Annotated in this window: 18 protein-coding genes; 14 read left to right on the forward strand and 4 right to left on the reverse strand. The window is 60.3% G+C overall.

The window, feature by feature from the left end; genetic code table 11:
- Positions 1-46: 46 nt before the first annotated feature.
- From SOP85_RS08245 to SOP85_RS08255, 3 genes are all read left to right on the forward strand, one after another.
- Positions 47-817: an IclR family transcriptional regulator gene (locus SOP85_RS08245; protein ID WP_323626651.1), complete on the forward strand. Its 771-nt coding sequence runs from the start codon at positions 47-49 to the stop codon at positions 815-817.
- A gap of 159 nt (positions 818-976) precedes the next feature.
- Complete coding sequence (locus SOP85_RS08250) at positions 977-1,567, forward strand: YceI family protein (protein ID WP_323626652.1); 591 nt, start codon at positions 977-979, stop codon at positions 1,565-1,567.
- 1 nt (position 1,568) lies between these two features.
- Positions 1,569-2,726 (forward strand): phospholipase D-like domain-containing protein, encoded by a 1,158-nt coding sequence (locus SOP85_RS08255; RefSeq protein ID WP_323626653.1) that lies wholly within the window; start codon positions 1,569-1,571, stop codon positions 2,724-2,726.
- Between the two features lie 122 nt (positions 2,727-2,848).
- Here the strand turns inward: SOP85_RS08255 and bglX are convergent, their stop codons facing one another.
- Complete coding sequence (gene bglX / locus SOP85_RS08260) at positions 2,849-5,140, reverse strand: beta-glucosidase BglX (protein ID WP_323606661.1); 2,292 nt, start codon at positions 5,138-5,140, stop codon at positions 2,849-2,851.
- 260 nt (positions 5,141-5,400) lie between these two features.
- On the opposite strand from bglX, the gene SOP85_RS08265 reads away from it, so the two are divergent.
- From SOP85_RS08265 to SOP85_RS08285, 5 genes are all read left to right on the forward strand, one after another.
- Complete coding sequence (locus tag SOP85_RS08265) at positions 5,401-6,006, forward strand: LemA family protein (RefSeq protein WP_274073464.1); 606 nt, start codon at positions 5,401-5,403, stop codon at positions 6,004-6,006.
- Positions 6,007-6,145: 139 nt separating this feature from the next.
- A complete protein-coding gene (locus SOP85_RS08270; protein WP_274073465.1) occupies positions 6,146-6,898 on the forward strand; it encodes a TPM domain-containing protein in 753 nt (250 codons plus the stop codon).
- Positions 6,899-6,939: 41 nt separating this feature from the next.
- The gene (locus SOP85_RS08275) at positions 6,940-7,557 is read left to right on the forward strand and encodes a TPM domain-containing protein (RefSeq protein ID WP_323626654.1); all 618 of its coding nucleotides are present in this window, start codon (positions 6,940-6,942) and stop codon (positions 7,555-7,557) included.
- A gap of 133 nt (positions 7,558-7,690) precedes the next feature.
- Positions 7,691-7,993 carry a helix-turn-helix domain-containing protein gene (locus tag SOP85_RS08280; RefSeq protein WP_274073467.1) on the forward strand — a complete coding sequence of 101 codons (303 nt, stop codon included), beginning with the start codon at positions 7,691-7,693 and terminating at the stop codon, positions 7,991-7,993.
- Complete coding sequence (locus SOP85_RS08285; RefSeq protein ID WP_274073468.1) at positions 7,980-8,336, forward strand: putative holin; 357 nt, start codon at positions 7,980-7,982, stop codon at positions 8,334-8,336. The genes SOP85_RS08280 and SOP85_RS08285 overlap by 14 nt, the downstream gene beginning before the upstream one ends.
- A gap of 49 nt (positions 8,337-8,385) precedes the next feature.
- Here SOP85_RS08285 and SOP85_RS08290 read toward each other — a convergent pair whose 3' ends face one another.
- Positions 8,386-8,814: a helix-turn-helix domain-containing protein gene (locus tag SOP85_RS08290; protein ID WP_274073469.1), complete on the reverse strand. Its 429-nt coding sequence runs from the start codon at positions 8,812-8,814 to the stop codon at positions 8,386-8,388.
- A 300-nt stretch (positions 8,815-9,114) separates the two neighbouring features.
- Here SOP85_RS08290 and SOP85_RS08295 point away from each other — a divergent pair, with 300 nt between their 5' ends.
- The 3 genes from SOP85_RS08295 to SOP85_RS08305 all read left to right on the forward strand — a co-directional run bounded on the left by SOP85_RS08295 (position 9,115) and on the right by SOP85_RS08305 (position 11,094).
- On the forward strand, positions 9,115-9,384 hold the full coding sequence (locus SOP85_RS08295) for an ogr/Delta-like zinc finger family protein (protein ID WP_274073470.1): 270 nt from the start codon (positions 9,115-9,117) through the stop codon (positions 9,382-9,384).
- A 2-nt stretch (positions 9,385-9,386) separates the two neighbouring features.
- Positions 9,387-9,749, forward strand: coding sequence for a hypothetical protein (locus SOP85_RS08300; protein WP_274073471.1), 363 nt, complete (start codon positions 9,387-9,389; stop codon positions 9,747-9,749).
- A gap of 130 nt (positions 9,750-9,879) precedes the next feature.
- Positions 9,880-11,094 (forward strand): class I SAM-dependent methyltransferase, encoded by a 1,215-nt coding sequence (locus tag SOP85_RS08305; protein WP_323606665.1) that lies wholly within the window; start codon positions 9,880-9,882, stop codon positions 11,092-11,094.
- 11 nt (positions 11,095-11,105) lie between these two features.
- Here the strand turns inward: SOP85_RS08305 and SOP85_RS08310 are convergent, their stop codons facing one another.
- Complete coding sequence (locus tag SOP85_RS08310; protein ID WP_274073473.1) at positions 11,106-11,996, reverse strand: DMT family transporter; 891 nt, start codon at positions 11,994-11,996, stop codon at positions 11,106-11,108.
- 317 nt (positions 11,997-12,313) lie between these two features.
- On the opposite strand from SOP85_RS08310, the gene SOP85_RS08315 reads away from it, so the two are divergent.
- The 3 genes from SOP85_RS08315 (at position 12,314) to SOP85_RS08325 (ending at position 13,737) form a co-directional block, all read left to right on the forward strand.
- Positions 12,314-12,895 (forward strand): DJ-1/PfpI family protein, encoded by a 582-nt coding sequence (locus tag SOP85_RS08315; RefSeq protein WP_323626655.1) that lies wholly within the window; start codon positions 12,314-12,316, stop codon positions 12,893-12,895.
- A gap of 14 nt (positions 12,896-12,909) precedes the next feature.
- Entirely contained in the window at positions 12,910-13,215 is a 306-nt protein-coding gene (locus SOP85_RS08320) for a ribbon-helix-helix domain-containing protein (RefSeq protein WP_274073475.1), read from the forward strand.
- Positions 13,216-13,392: 177 nt separating this feature from the next.
- Positions 13,393-13,737 carry a YegP family protein gene (locus SOP85_RS08325; protein WP_323626656.1) on the forward strand — a complete coding sequence of 115 codons (345 nt, stop codon included), beginning with the start codon at positions 13,393-13,395 and terminating at the stop codon, positions 13,735-13,737.
- Positions 13,738-13,858: 121 nt separating this feature from the next.
- Here SOP85_RS08325 and SOP85_RS08330 read toward each other — a convergent pair whose 3' ends face one another.
- Entirely contained in the window at positions 13,859-14,746 is an 888-nt protein-coding gene (locus SOP85_RS08330; RefSeq protein ID WP_323626657.1) for a dihydrodipicolinate synthase family protein, read from the reverse strand.
- Positions 14,747-14,748: the final 2 nt, after the last annotated feature.

Raw genomic sequence — 14,748 nt, forward strand, 5'->3', positions numbered from 1 at the left:
TGCTGCAAGAATCGATCATCCATTAGCGCCCAAGGAGATCGAACACATGGACAGCAAGGCTGAAACCGGCAGCGTACGTTCGGTCGAGCGCGCCCTGGCGATCGTCGAGTTGCTGGGTGAGCATCAGGCGTTGGGCCTGGAGGAGTTGCACTACCTCACCTGTCTGCCCAAGGCCACGGTGTCGCGCATGTTGCTGACCTTGCAGGAGCAAGGCTGGATCTATCGCGGCTTGAGCGACCGGCGTTACCGCCTGTGCGCCAAGCGCCTGTTCGGTGACAGCCGGCAGCGCTTCAAGCGGCGCCTGGTGGAAAACGCCGCGCCGCTGCTGCTGGAGTTGAGCGAACGCACCGGGCTGGTGGCGGACCTGTCGTGCTTCGATGGCGAACGGGTGGAGGTGATGGAAAGTGCGATCCCGCAGGTGTTGCGCAAGCGTTATCCGAACAATTGCCAGATCGTCGGCCAGCACGCCAGTCTGTTCCATTCGGCCATGGGCCGGGCCTGCCTGGGTGAGCTGCAAAGCCATGAAGTGGAACGCCTGGCCGAGCGTGAGCGCCTCTGCGACGAATCGCTGTTCAGCGCCACCGAACAGGCGTTGCATCAAGGTTTCGGCCAGCGCACCGAAGGCTACTGGGAATACCGGGTGCGGCTGCCCTTCCTGATCCGGGCGGTGGCCTTGCCGATTCACACCGATGGCCGGCTGGTCGGCAGCATGGCGTTGCACTGGCCGATGGATCAGGCGCCGGTGGAACGGGTGCTGAGCCTGCACCTGAACAGCCTCGCCGCGACCATTGGCAATGTGCAGCAGGCGATGGCGTAAGGCCCAAAAAGATCGCAGCCTGCGGCAGCTCCTACAGGATCCGGGTGCGAATGCGATCCTGTAGGAAGCTGCCGCAGGCTGCGATCTTTTGATCGTGGGTTTGCAATAGCGGCGGGGCCAGTTAAGGTTCAGCACAGGTTTATCTGCCCCCGAGTGTTTATGTTCCAGCGGTCTGTCTGCAAAACCCTCGCCTGCCTGTTGTTGGCCGGCGCTTCGTTGTCGGCCCAGGCCAATTGGTACCTGGACGGCGAATCCTCGCGGCTGTCGTTCGTCAGCACCAAAAACGCCAATGTGTCCGAAGTGCAGCGCCTCCTGGTGTTGCACGGCAAAGTCGATCCCGGCGGAAAAGCCGAAGTGGAGGTCGAGCTGGAATCGGTCAACAGCGGCATTCCCTTGCGCGATGAACGCATGCGCAAGGAGCTGTTCGAGATCGAGAAATTTCCCGAAGCCCTGATCACCACGCAAATCGACCTGCGCCCGATCAACGACCTCGCGCCAGGCGCACAACTGGAATTGCGCCTGCCGCTGACCGTCGACCTGCACGGCAAGCAACACACCTACAACGCCGAACTGCTGGCCACCCGTCTCGATGACCGGCGTTTCCAGGTGGTGACTCTGGAGCCGGTGGTGGTCAATGCCGAAGATTTCGACTTGGCGCCTGGCTTGGACGCGTTGCGCAAGGTCGCCGGCCTGTCGGCCATCAGCCTGTCGGTGCCGGTGGGTGCGGTGCTGATCTTCACGGCGCGTTGACATGGCCGGCCCGATCTTTCCCTGGCGTGAAGGCAATAGTTTCCAGTTGCTGGTCGACGGCCCGCAATTCTTCCCGCGCATGCTGGTGGCGATCGCCCGCGCCGAAGAACAGGTCGAGCTGGAACTGTATCTGGTGGAGGCGGGCGCCTGCGCCGAGGCCATGGTCCAGGCGCTGGTCCAGGCCGCCGAGCGCGGTGTGCGGGTGCGTTGCCTGTTCGATGATTACGGCAGCCTCGCCTTTACCCTGACCCTGCGCCAGCGACTCACGGCCGCCGGCGTCGAGTTGCGCTTCTACAATCGCCTGAGTTGGCGACGCTGGGTCGGCAATTTCTACCGCGATCACCGCAAGTTGCTGCTGGTGGACCAGAGCCTGGCCGTTGTCGGTGGCACCGGCGTGACCGATGAATTCTGGACACCAAACGAAGACGTCAGCGAGTGGCACGAAGTAATGGTGGAAATCACCGGCCCGCTGGTGCTCGACTGGCAATTGCTGTTCGACCGCCAATGGATCGCCAACCGCCATCGCCGCGCCTGGCGCCCGGCTTCGCATTTCGGCCTGCCGCGCCTGCCTCGCGTGCCGTCCACGGGTGAGGGCATGGGCCGCGTCGCCTATGCCGACGCCCGCCAGCACCGGGACATCCTGCAATCGCTGATTCGTGCATTGAACAGCGGCCAGAAACGCATCTGGCTGGCCACGCCGTATTTCCTGCCGACCTGGAAAGTCCGTCGCTCACTGCGCCGCGCAGCCTCCCGCGGCGTCGATGTGCGGCTGCTGTTGACCGGCCCGCGCACCGATCACCCGTCGGTGCGTTACGCCGGGCATCGCTACTACCCGCGACTGCTCAAGTCAGAGGTGAAGATTTTCGAATACCAGCCGTGTTTCCTGCACCTGAAAATGGTCCTGATCGATGACTGGGTGAGCATTGGTTCGTGCAATTTCGACCACTGGAATTTGCGATTCAATCTGGAGGCCAACCTTGAAGCATTGGACGCTGGATTGACCCGTGACGTGGTGGCGAGTTTCGAAAAGGACTTCTCTCTGAGCCAGGAAGTCAGCCTGGAGGCATGGCAGCGCCGCCCGCTGTGGAAGCGGGTCAAGCAGCGAGTGTGGGGGTGGGTGGATCGGTTGGTGGTCAATCTGCTGGATCGACGGGGCTAGTCGCTACACCAAAGACCCCTGTAGGAGCTGGCTTGCCAGCGAAGGCGGTATAACATCCAACCAAGATGTTGAATGTTATGGCCTCTTCGCTGGCAAGCCAGCTCCTACAGAGGATCGCGGAGTTACAGCAGTTCAAAGCTCTGCTGCGTCACATCCTGGGAATCCAGGCCGATCTGCACATTGAACTTGCCCGGCTCCGCCACGTACTTGAGCTGTGTGTTGTAGAACTTCAGGTCGTCTTCGGTGATGGTGAAGTGCACGACTTTCTGTTCGCCGGCCTTGAGCATGATTTTCTGGAAGTTCTTCAGCTCCTTGATCGGGCGGATCATCGAGCCGGTCTCGTCCTGGATGTACAACTGCACCACGGTCTCGCCGTCGCGCTTGCCGGTGTTTTTCACCGTGATGCTGGCGTCGAGCTTGCCGGTCTTGTTCAGTGTGGTCGACGACAGCGCCATGTCGCCCAGGCTGAAATCGGTGTAGCTCAGGCCATAACCAAACGGGTACAGCGGGCCTGTGGTGTCATCGAAGTACTGCGAGGTGTAGTTGCCCGGTTTGCCCGGGGTGAACGGCCGGCCGATGGTCAGGTGGTTGTAGTAGGTCGGAATCTGGCCCACCGAGCGCGGGATGGTGATCGGCAGTTTGCCCGACGGGTTGTAGTCGCCGAACAGCACGTCGGCAATGGCGTTGCCACCTTCGGTGCCGCTGAACCAGGTTTCCAGGATCGCGTCGGCCTGTTCCTTCTCCTCGAGAATCGACAACGGACGGCCGTTCATCAGCACCAGTACCAACGGTTTGCCGGTGGCTTTAAGGGCACGGATCAGCTCGCGCTGGTTTTCCGGGATGTTCAGGTCGGTACGGCTGGACGATTCGTGGGACATGCCGCGGGACTCGCCCACGGCGGCCACCACCACGTCGGCATCCTTGGCAGCTTTCACCGCTTCGTCGATCAGCACGTTCGCCGGACGCGGGTCATCCACCACTTCCGGGGCGTCGAAGTTGAGGAAGTTCAGGTAACCGAGGATCTTCGGGTCGCTGGTGATGTTGGCGCCACGGGCGTAGATCAGCGTCGACTGTGCGCCCAGAGCGTTGGTCATGCCATCGAACAGGGTCACCGATTGCGCCGGGCGACCGGCGGCGGCCCAGCTGCCCATCATGTCGATTGGCGCTTTGGCCAGCGGGCCAACCAGGGCGATTTTCGCGGTTTTCTTCAGCGGCAGGGTTTCGCCCTGGTTTTTCAGCAACACCAGGCTGCGGCGCGCCACATCGCGGGCCTCGGCACGGTGCAGGCGGCTGTCGGCGTAGGTGTCGACCGGGTCATCCTCGGCCTTGCCGATGCGCAGGTACGGGTCCTTGAACAGGCCCATGTCGTACTTGGCGTCCAGTACCGCACGCACGGCGTTGTCGATGTCGCTCTGCTGGATCTCGCCGGCTTTGAGCAGCCCTGGCAGTTCCTTGCCGTACAGGGTGTCGTTCATGCTCATGTGGATGCCGGCCTTGATCGCCAGCTTCGCCGCTTCACGGCCATCGCGGGCGACACCGTGCTTGATCAGCTCGAAAATCGCTCCGTGGTCGCTGACCGCCAGGCCCTTGAAGCCCCATTCCTTGCGCAACAGGTCGTTCATCAGCCAGGTGTTGGCCGTGGCCGGCACGCCGTTGATCGAGTTCAGCGCGACCATCACCCCGCCCGCGCCGGCATCAATCGCGGCGCGGTACGGCGGCAGGTAGTCCTGGTACATCTTGACCGGGCTCATGTCGACCACGTTGTAGTCGCGACCGCCCTCGACCGCGCCATACAGGGCGAAATGCTTGACGCTGGCCATGATGCTGTCGGCGGCGTTGGCGCCAGTACCCTGGAACGCCTTGACCATTACGCCGGCAATGCGTGACACCAGGTAGGTGTCTTCGCCAAAGCCTTCGGACGTACGGCCCCAGCGCGGATCGCGGGAGATGTCGACCATTGGCGCGAAGGTGATATCGAGGCTGTCAGCCGCGGCTTCCTTGGCGGCAATGCGCCCGGACAGGCCGATGGCGTCCATGTCCCAGCTCGACGCCAGGGCCAGCGGGATCGGGAAAATGGTGCGGTGGCCGTGGATCACGTCGTAGGCGAAGAACATCGGGATCTTCAGGCGGCTGCGCATGGCCGCGTCCTGCATCGGACGGTTTTCCGGGCGGGTGATCGAGTTGAACGTACCGCCGATGTTGCCCGCCGCGATTTCCTTGCGGATCATTTCGCGCGGCATTTCCGGGCCGATGCTGATCAGGCGCAACTGGCCGATTTTTTCATCGAGGGTCATTTGCTTCATCAGGTTGCTGACGAAGGCGTCCTTGTTCTCCAGGGGTGCGGGCGTCGTGGCGGCCAGTACGTTTTGACTGGCCAGGCTGACGAACAGGCCCAGCAAACACAGCTTCTTCATGAATAGTTTTCTCAAGGGCCCAAGCGGCGATGTACACGCCGGCCAGCCAAAATTTAGGGAGCGACTATTGTTGTTCGGGTGCTGACTCAAAAAGCGACGGCCGAAAACGGCAGTCGAACACCGGAAGCGGTTTTTCTGCAGGGCATCTTTTAGCCCATTTGCCCCGACGCAATCCAGTGCCGCGCCGATTATGCCCGAAGAGCCGGCCGAGAGGGTCGCCGGTTGTTTTTTCCATGAAATGTGAACGGAGCATCACCGCGATGAATGTACGACAGTCCTACCGGTCGAGCCTGCAAGTGGCCACGTTGCTCGTGTTGGCCACGTTGCTGACGGCCTGCGGCATCAACAACATCCCGACCCTCGATGAACAGGCCAAGGCTGCCTGGGGCCAGGTGCAGAACCAGTATCAGCGCCGTGCCGACCTGATTCCCAACCTGGTGGAAACCGTCAAGGGCTATGCCGCGCATGAAAAGGACACCCTGACGGCCGTGATCGAAGCCAGGGCCAAGGCCACCTCGATCCAGGTCGACGCCTCCACGCTCGACAACCCGGAAAAGCTCAAGCAGTACCAGCAGGCCCAGGATCAGCTCAGCGGTGCCTTGAGCCGCCTGATGGTGGTGTCCGAGCGTTATCCGGACCTCAAGGCCAACCAGAACTTCCTGGCCCTGCAATCGCAGCTTGAAGGCACCGAGAATCGGATCAGCGTGGCCCGACGCGACTTCATCCTGGCGGTGCAGAAATACAACACCGAGATCCGCACCTTCCCCGGTCGCCTGTGGCACAGCGTGATGTACAGCAATCTGCCGGAACGCGCGACCTTCGAGGCCACGCCGGGGTCGGAGAAACCACCCGAGGTCAAATTCTGAATCCTGATGGCGGGTAGATACCCTGTAGGAGCTGCCGAAGGCTGCGATCTTTTGACTTTGTTTTTCAGCGGTTTCGAAAAGATCAAGATCAAAAGATCGCAGCCTTCGGCAGCTCCTGCAAGGACGTGCGAGGTTGCCAATGCGAGCGTTGAAGATCGGTCTGGTGTTGTTGCTGTGGCTGTTTGCCCTGGCCGTCCAGGCCCAATTGAAGTTCCCGGAGCTGACCGGGCGGGTGGTGGATAACGCCCAGATGATCGAGCCAGCGGTGCGCGAGCAGCTGGTTCAACAGTTGCAGGCCCATGAAAAGACCACCGGCGAGCAGTTGGTGGTGGTCACGCTGGCAAACTTGCAGGGCACCGATATCGCCGATTTCGGCTATCAACTGGGCCGCTACTGGGGCATTGGCCAGAAAGACAAGAACAACGGCGCGCTGCTGATTGTTGCCCGTGATGAGCGCAAACTGCGCATCGAAGTCGGCTACGGCCTGGAAGATCGCCTGACCGACGCCCAGAGCTCGGTGATCATCAACCAGGTCATCACCCCGGCGTTCAAGGCGGGCAATTTCAGCAAGGGCATCAGCGACGGGGTGGCGGCGATGCTGGTGGTGCTGGGTGGCAATCCCCTGGACGAGCCCTCGACGGTCTATGAGTCCAGCGGCGATCCGGGTGACGATTTCGTCTCGCGGCATCCGGGGTTGTTCGTGTTTCTGGTGTTGTTGTTCATCCTGACAGTATTCGTTTGCCAGATGCTCGGTATCCTTCCTGCCGGTCGTGGCGGCTCCGGCGGTTCCGGTGGCGGTTTTGGTGGCGGCGGATTCGGCGGTGGCGGTGGCGGTGGATTCAGCGGCGGAGGGGGCAGTTTTGGTGGCGGCGGTTCGTCGGGCGGCTGGTGATGACACGGAAATAAATACATTAGCGAGCAGGCATTCAACAGATGGCATTACTGACTGAACACGAACAACGCAAGGTCGCCGAGGCGATTGCCCGGGTCGAGCGCGACACCGACGCGGAGCTGGTCACCGTGCTCGCGGCCCGCGCCGACGACTATGTGTACATCCCGCTGCTCTGGGCCAGTCTGCTGGCACTGGTGCTGCCGGGGATCGTGCATTACCTGACGGGCTGGCTGACCTTGCACAGCCTGCTGATGGTGCAATGGAGCACCTTCATCGTGCTGTGCCTGGTATTGCGAATTCCGAAAATCACCACGCACCTGATTCCGCGGTCGGTGCGCCATTGGCGTGCCTCGAACCTGGCGCGGCGGCAGTTCCTCGAACAGAACCTGCACCATACGGTCGGCAGCACCGGCATCCTGGTTTTCGTCTCTGAAGCCGAGCGCTATGTGGAAATCCTGGTGGACGAGGGTATCTCCAGTCGGCTGGACAACAGCCATTGGGACGCGATTGTCGCGCAGTTCACCCAGCAGGTACGCCAGGGCCAGACGTTGCAGGGCTTTATCGCCTGCGTCGAGGCCTGCGGTGAGTTGCTCAAGGTGCACGTTCCAGTGACCCATGTGCGCAACGAGCTGCCAAACCGCCTGGTCGTGCTCGGCTAGGCTGGCCGTCGCACACTTTTGTAACGCTTGGCGGTACAACTGCGGCCGGTTGTCTGGCTCCTGCCCGGTCTTCAACATCTCCCTCCAATAGCGAACGCCCTGTGACGGGCGTCCTGACGTAGAGGGAGTACTTATGTCAACGCATCTACCGCTCGACTCTTTTGCCGGTGCAGCGCCTGACGGCGGGAGAAATGAAACGCCGATCCATCTGACAACTAAAGAAACACAAGCCTTGATCTGGTGCTACAAAGGCAAGACTTCCTGGGAAATCGCCAGGATTCAGAATTGCTCGCCCACCACGATCAACTTCCACTTTGCCAGTATTCGCCGCAAGTTTGCTGTCAGGTCCCGGCATGCCGCCTTGCTCAAAGCCATCGAGTCGGGCGCCATTGTCATCGACGAGGTCGATGAGCGAGGTGTGCATGAATCTGACTGACTCGGCCTATAACAGTATCAGTGGGCTACTGCTGGGATTGGGCATCGCGACATTGCCCGCGATAGATGGCGAAGCGCTGTTCGGTGCATCGCTGGGGGCGTGGCTGGTTATCACGACGCGCGTTGAATTCAAAGCCTGGCAGCGGATCGGCTCGTGGTTGCTGTCGGCGGGCGTCGGCTATCTTTTTACCCCTGTCGCACTGCCGTTGGCGCCTTTCCTGACTGCAGGGGTAACGGCATTTCTTTGCGCGCTGATCATTATTCCCATCAGCGTCAAGATCATGCAGTGGGTCGACGGCGCTGGCCTTGGGGAAATCATTGAGCGCCTCAAAGGGCGACGCTGACGGGTATCAACTCCTGATCAAGTAAACCGATTGCGAACTACATATGTACTCATGTTTCGTTCGCCTGTTGAAGTGTCGACAGAATAGACGCCATCTCTGAAAGTTTGAGTTCCATTTCACGCAGGCGGCGTTTTTCCTCCAGGGCATTTTGTATGGCGCAGCGATCTTCTTCACCGAGCAATCGCCACATCGCGAGAATTGTATTTTCCCGATTGGCTGTTTCCTGGTGGTGTTCGAGTTCATTGGCTGCAGCGCTGTGACGCAGGATTGGACCTTCGCCCAGCAACAACCAGTCGAGTGAAATGCCGCGCGACTGTGCAATTTCTACGCATAATGAGTATGGCGTACTGTCGCGACCCTTCCAGCTACTAAGGGTCTGCGGGCTGACTTGTAACGCCGAAGACAAAGAGGCATCGCTTTTTGTGCCGGTAATTTGCTTCAGTCGCGCTAAAACAGCCTGAGATTTTTTGCTACGCAATTTGAGCCTCTTCCTTTTGATACACGCTTTTTGAGTGCTTAATGTATGCGCAATGAGTAACTTTTTTATTGTGAGGAATCAATCTTCAACTATGAATCAGATGAATATGATGTCGAAACTTCCTAATGGTAGCAGGGTGATTTCCTACATGTTTGGTTCCTGCCCATTACGCCGTTATTCCTTGCACTTTCTTCTTTCGGGTGGGCGTTACTTGCAATGCCGGGTTGCAGCGATCATCGCATCAAGCAGTATTGCGTTTGATTATGTTGATTACCACCCGACGAACAGCGGGATCCAGGTATGAGTACTTACAAAATGGTGTGCCCGCACTGCTTGAGCCGGATGCGCATCCGCACCAGCGAGGGTCGTCATATTTTCCTGCGGGTGGCGTACTTGCAATGCACGTCGGAAGCCTGCGGCTGGTCGGTGCGGGCCGAGTTCGAAATGACCCACGAACTTTCACCCAGTGGCATGCCCAACCCCGCCGTGCGTTTGCCTTGCGCCGGGCCCGATTTGCGGCACGCCGCGCGTCCGCTTGCACCGACGGCGCCTGAGTCGACGGAGTCATGAACATGTCCGCCATTGTTGAAAACGAGGATTTGAACGAGCAATTGTTGGCCATCGCCCAGGCATTTCTGGCCCGTCACGAAAGTGATGCGGTAATTGATGACCAGGTGCTGTTCTGTCGTGCCGTGAAGCACCTGCAAGGGATTGATGTGCCGATGCACCTGGCGGAGCGACTGGTCAGCCACGCCTACGGGGAGCTCAAGTCCTGCAACGATCGACGACGCCTGGACATCGGCGCCAGCTCCGAAACCGTCGCTGTCATTACGGACCCCGCCAATGGCCTGACGTGGGCCGTACCGGTGGGATTGATCGTCAGGTATGTGATCAATTCACCGATCAATCGCAAACTTAGGCTGGTGGAGCCCTGACGGCACGCCGGATACTCGCAGGTCCGAGGGGCATTTGCGGGCCTGCGAAAAATAACCCCGTGCCCAAAACCCGCATCCCCCCTAAAATATCGGCCATTCTCCGATTTGCATTGCCCGAGGCCGTTTTTCCATGTCCGTCACCGCTACTCCCGCCAGCCTCGCGCCGGACCATCACGCCCAGTTCATCGGCCTGCTGCAATCGAGCCTCGACCAGAATGCCTTCATCAAGCTGGTGCTGGCCAAGTACGCCGGCGAGGAAGCGGACCTGCAGCGGATCATCATCAAGCCGGTGACGGTCAAGGCGCAGGCTTGCCTGTCCTTCGTCTATCGGTACAAGACCCGCGACATCACCAAGAACCTGCCATTGACCGAAGGTGTGGCAGTCATCGCCGGTTTGTTGCCGGCGTCGTTCAAGAATGCGCATTTGTTGTCATTGACCGACGAAGCCCAGCTCGAATACAGCAAAAAGGGCAAGTCTTCGCTGTTCAAGAGCAAACCCCAGCAATTGCGCGAAGTGCCGTCCGCCGGGCACAACCGCGAGAAAAACCGCTTTCTCGATCTGGAGCGGCCGTTTCTCGCCGACCTGGGCGTCACCAACAAGCAGCATGAACTGATCCCGGCGATGTCGCGCAAGTGGAAACAGATCAACAAGTTCATCGAGGTCTTCAGCCATGCGCTGACCTCGTCGCCCCTGGCGCTGGACAGCCCGGTGCGGGTGGCGGACTTCGGATCCGGCAAGGGTTACCTGACCTTCGCGATCCATGACTATCTGCGCAATACCTTGAAGGCCGAAGCGCAGGTAACCGGCGTCGAGCTGCGCGAAGACATGGTCACCCTGTGCAACACCGCCGCGGCCAAGCTTGAGCATCCAGGGCTGGTCTTCAAGTGCGGGGATGTGCGCAGCGTGGCACCGAGCGAGCTGGATGTGATGATCGCGCTGCATGCCTGCGACATCGCCACGGACTATGCGATCCATACCGGCATTCGTTCCGGCGCCTCGATCATCATGTGCTCGCCGTGCTGTCACAAACAGATTCGCCTGCAAATCCAGAGCCCGGCATTGCTCAAGCCGATGCTGCAATACGGCTTGCACCTGGGACAGCAGGCGGAAATGGTCACCGACAGCTTGCGTGCACTGTTCCTCGAAGCCTGCGGCTACGAGACCAAGGTGTTCGAGTTCATCTCGCTGGACCACACCAACAAGAACAAGATGATCCTGGCGGTCAAGCGCGCCGAGTCGGGTGATCCGGCCCAGCTGCTGGCGAAGATCGAGGAACTCAAGGCGTTCTACCACATCACCGAGCATTGCCTGGAAACCCTGTTGCGGGCTGACGGTTACCTCTGATCCCGTAGGTATTACGCGGTGGCAATGCGTGCGGGCTTGACCGCCGTCTTGCGGCCCAACACGACGGTCACGATCACCCCGCCGGCGAACAGCCAGGTGATCGGCTCGACCTGTTCGCCAAAGAACAGTGCGGAAAAGCCGATGGTGAAGAAAATCTGCAACAGCTGGATCTGGCTGACCCGGGCAATGCCACCGATGGCCAGCCCGGCATACCAGGCAAAGAAGCCGATGAATTGCGAAAACAGCGAGACGTAGCCGAAGGCCCACCAGGTTTTGGCGGAAATCTCGCCCTGATGTTGCAACGCAAGGTACAGCACCGGCCCGATCAACAGCGGCGTCGACAGTACCAGCGCCCAGCAGATCACTTGCCAGCCGCCCATTTCCTTGGCCAACCGGCCACCCTCGGCGTACCCCAGGCCGCCCACCGCAATCGCGCCCAGCATCAACAAGTCACCGGCCTGGATGCTGCCGGCCCCGCTGATCAGCGCATAACCGAGCACCAGGGCACTGCCCAGCGCGGCGCAGGCCCAGAAGGCTTTCGATGGGCGTTCGTGGGACAGCCACGCGGCGTACAGTGCCACGCACAGTGGCTGCAAGCCATTGACCAGGGCGCCATGGGACGCCGGCAAGGTTTGCATGGCCCAGGCCGACAGCACCGGGAACCCGAGGATCACCCCGGCAATGACCAGCGTCAGGCCCTTGACCTGCTGCCAGGTTGGCCATTTCTCACGCCGCCACAGCAACAGCAACGCCGCGGGAATCGCCGCGAACAGGGCCCGGCCCAGGCCATTGAGCAGTGGATGCAGTTCCTGCACGACGATGCGTGTGAAGGGCAGGGTGAGGCTGAAGATCACAACGCCGAGCAGGCCCAGGGCCATGCCGGTGTTTTCGCGCGAGGTCATGATGGCAACCAGAATCGTGGGTGATGGGAAGTGCCTTCATCTAGCCATAAACCGTGGCGTCTGCGCTGTTACAGCTAAGTGCAGAGTTATCCGTACAGTTGGGAGCGAAGCTCCCAACGTAGGAGCTGCCGCAGGCTGCGATCTTTTGATCTTGCTTTCAAGATCAAGATCAAGATCAAGATCAAGATCAAGATCAAAAGATCGCAGCCTCCGGCAGCTCCTACACAAGGAAATCGCGTAGTAGCAGGTTATTACCCACCCCAGCCGATAAGGACTACCTTGAACACTCCTACGCATTTCCCAGAGGAGTCCTCCCCATGGCGGCGAAAAAAATTCTGATGCTGGTCGGCGATTACGTCGAAGACTACGAAGTGATGGTGCCCTTCCAGGCCCTGCTGATGGTCGGTCACACGGTGCATGCCGTTTGCCCGGACAAAACCGCCGGCCAGACCGTGCGCACAGCCATCCATGACTTCGAAGGCGACCAGACCTACAGCGAAAAGCCCGGTCACCTGTTTGCCCTGAACTTCGATTTTGCCAAGGTCCAGGCGGCGGATTACGACGCGGTGCTGATCCCGGGCGGTCGTGCGCCGGAGTACTTGCGGCTCAACGAAAAGGTCCTGGAACTGGTGCGCGACTTCGACAAGGCCGGCAAGCCGATCGCCGCCGTGTGCCACGGTGCACAATTGCTCGCCGCCGCGGGAATTCTCGAAGGGCGTGAATGCAGCGCCTACCCGGCCTGTGCGCCAGAAGTGCGCCTGGCGGGCGGTACGTTTATCGATATCCCGGTGACGGACGGCCATGTTCAAGGCAATCTGGCGACGGCGCCGGCCTGGCCTGCCCACCCTAGCTGGCTGGCCGGATTCCTCGGTTTGCTGGGCACCAAAATCACGCTGTAACGGGGGACCCGTCCATGTGCGAGCTGTACGTCAAAGCCGATCCGATCCTCTACGAATCGCGCTCGCGCTCGCTGCGCATCTGCGGGGTGGTTACCACCCTGCGGCTGGAGAATCAGTTCTGGGACATCCTCAGCGAAATCGCCGAGACCGACGGCATGACTACCAACCAGCTGATTGCCAAGCTGTATGAAGAGGTCATGGACTACCGCGGCGAAGTGGTCAATTTCGCTTCGTTCCTGCGGGTGAGTTGTACGCGGTATCTGAGTCAGCGGCGGGTAGCTGCTCCGGAGTTGTCGGTGGTGAAGCGTTCAGTCAATTAGGTTTGCAGCTTGCTTACGGGCCCCATCGCCAGCAGGCTGGCTCCCACAGTGGATTGGTGTGCATCAGTCCAATGTGGGAGCCAGCCTGCTGGCGATAGGGCCCACACAGGCGACAGAAACAGCAGGCTGGTCTTTACTCTGAAGCGCGCAACCTTCCAATCGCCAAGGAGAAAGAGCATGTCCGGATGGTACGAAGTGAGCAAGAGCAGCAGCGGTCAGTTCAGGTTTGTGCTGAAGGCGGCGAATGCCGAAACCATTCTGACCAGCGAGTTGTACACCACCCGCGCCGCGGCCGACAAAGGCATAACCTCAGTCCAGGCCAACAGCCCGCTCGATGAGCGCTACGAGAAAAAAACCACCAAGGATGGCCATCCTTATTTCAACCTCAAGGCGGGTAACCACGAGATTATCGGCAGCAGTGAGTCCTATTCCTCCGATACCGCCATGGAGAAAGGCATCGCCAGTGTGAAGGCCAATGGGCCGAGCAAGGTGATCAAGGACAAAACCCTGCCGGTACTCTGAAAACACCACGCGACGCCCCTTTAGGAGCCGGCTTGCTGGCGATGGTGTGTCAGTCGACACTTGCGTCGCTGACCCACCATCGCCAGCAAGCCGGCTCCTACAGGAGGGTGTGATTTGGAGATCAGCGCAGGGCTTTCAGCAGCCCTTGCAGCTGACTGACACCGGCCTCATCCAACGGAAACACCGGCAACCGCGGATCACCCACCTCCAGCCCGGTTTCGCGCAATCCCGCCTTGATCGTCGCCGGCAACCCCCCCTTGAGAATGAAGTCCAGCAATGGCAACTGGCGATAGAACAGTTCACGTGCCTTGTTCAGGTCGTTGGCCAGCACGGCGTCGTACAGGTCGAGATTGAGCTGCGGGATCAGGTTCGGCGCCGCGGTGCACCAGCCTTTTGCCCCGGCCGCGAAGGCTTCCAGCGCCAGCGGGTTGCAACCGTTGTAGAAGGGCACCTGACCTTCGCCCAGGCGTTGCAGTTGATGCATGCGCTGGATGTCGCCGGTGCTCTCCTTGACCATGGTCACATTCTCCACGCTTTTGACGATGCGCAGAATCAGGTCCACCGACATGTCGGTGCCGCTGGTGGCCGGGTTGTTGTAGAGCATGATCGGCACGCCGACGCTGTCGCCTATGGCGCGGTAGTGCGCGAGGATCTGCGCTTCGCTGAGTTTCCAGTACGACGTCGGCAGCACCATCACCACGTCGGCGCCATGGGCTTCGGCGAAACGGGCGCGACGCACCGCTTTGGCGGTGGTCAGGTCGGACACGCTGACGATGGTCGGCACTCGCCTGGCCACGTGCTTGATACTGAATTCGGCGACCTGGTCCCACTCCGCGTCGCTCAGGTAAGCGCCTTCGCCCGTGCTGCCCAGGGGCGCGATGGAATGCACGCCGCCGTCGATCAAGCAGTCGATCGAGCGCCCGAGCGCGTCCAGGTCAACGCCTTCGCCATCAGTGGTAAAAGGGGTGATGGTGTAGCCGATGATGCCGTGAATGTTTGCAGTGGACATGG

Source organism: Pseudomonas sp. YuFO20 (assembly GCF_035064975.1).
GTDB lineage: Bacteria > Pseudomonadota > Gammaproteobacteria > Pseudomonadales > Pseudomonadaceae > Aquipseudomonas > Aquipseudomonas putida_AE.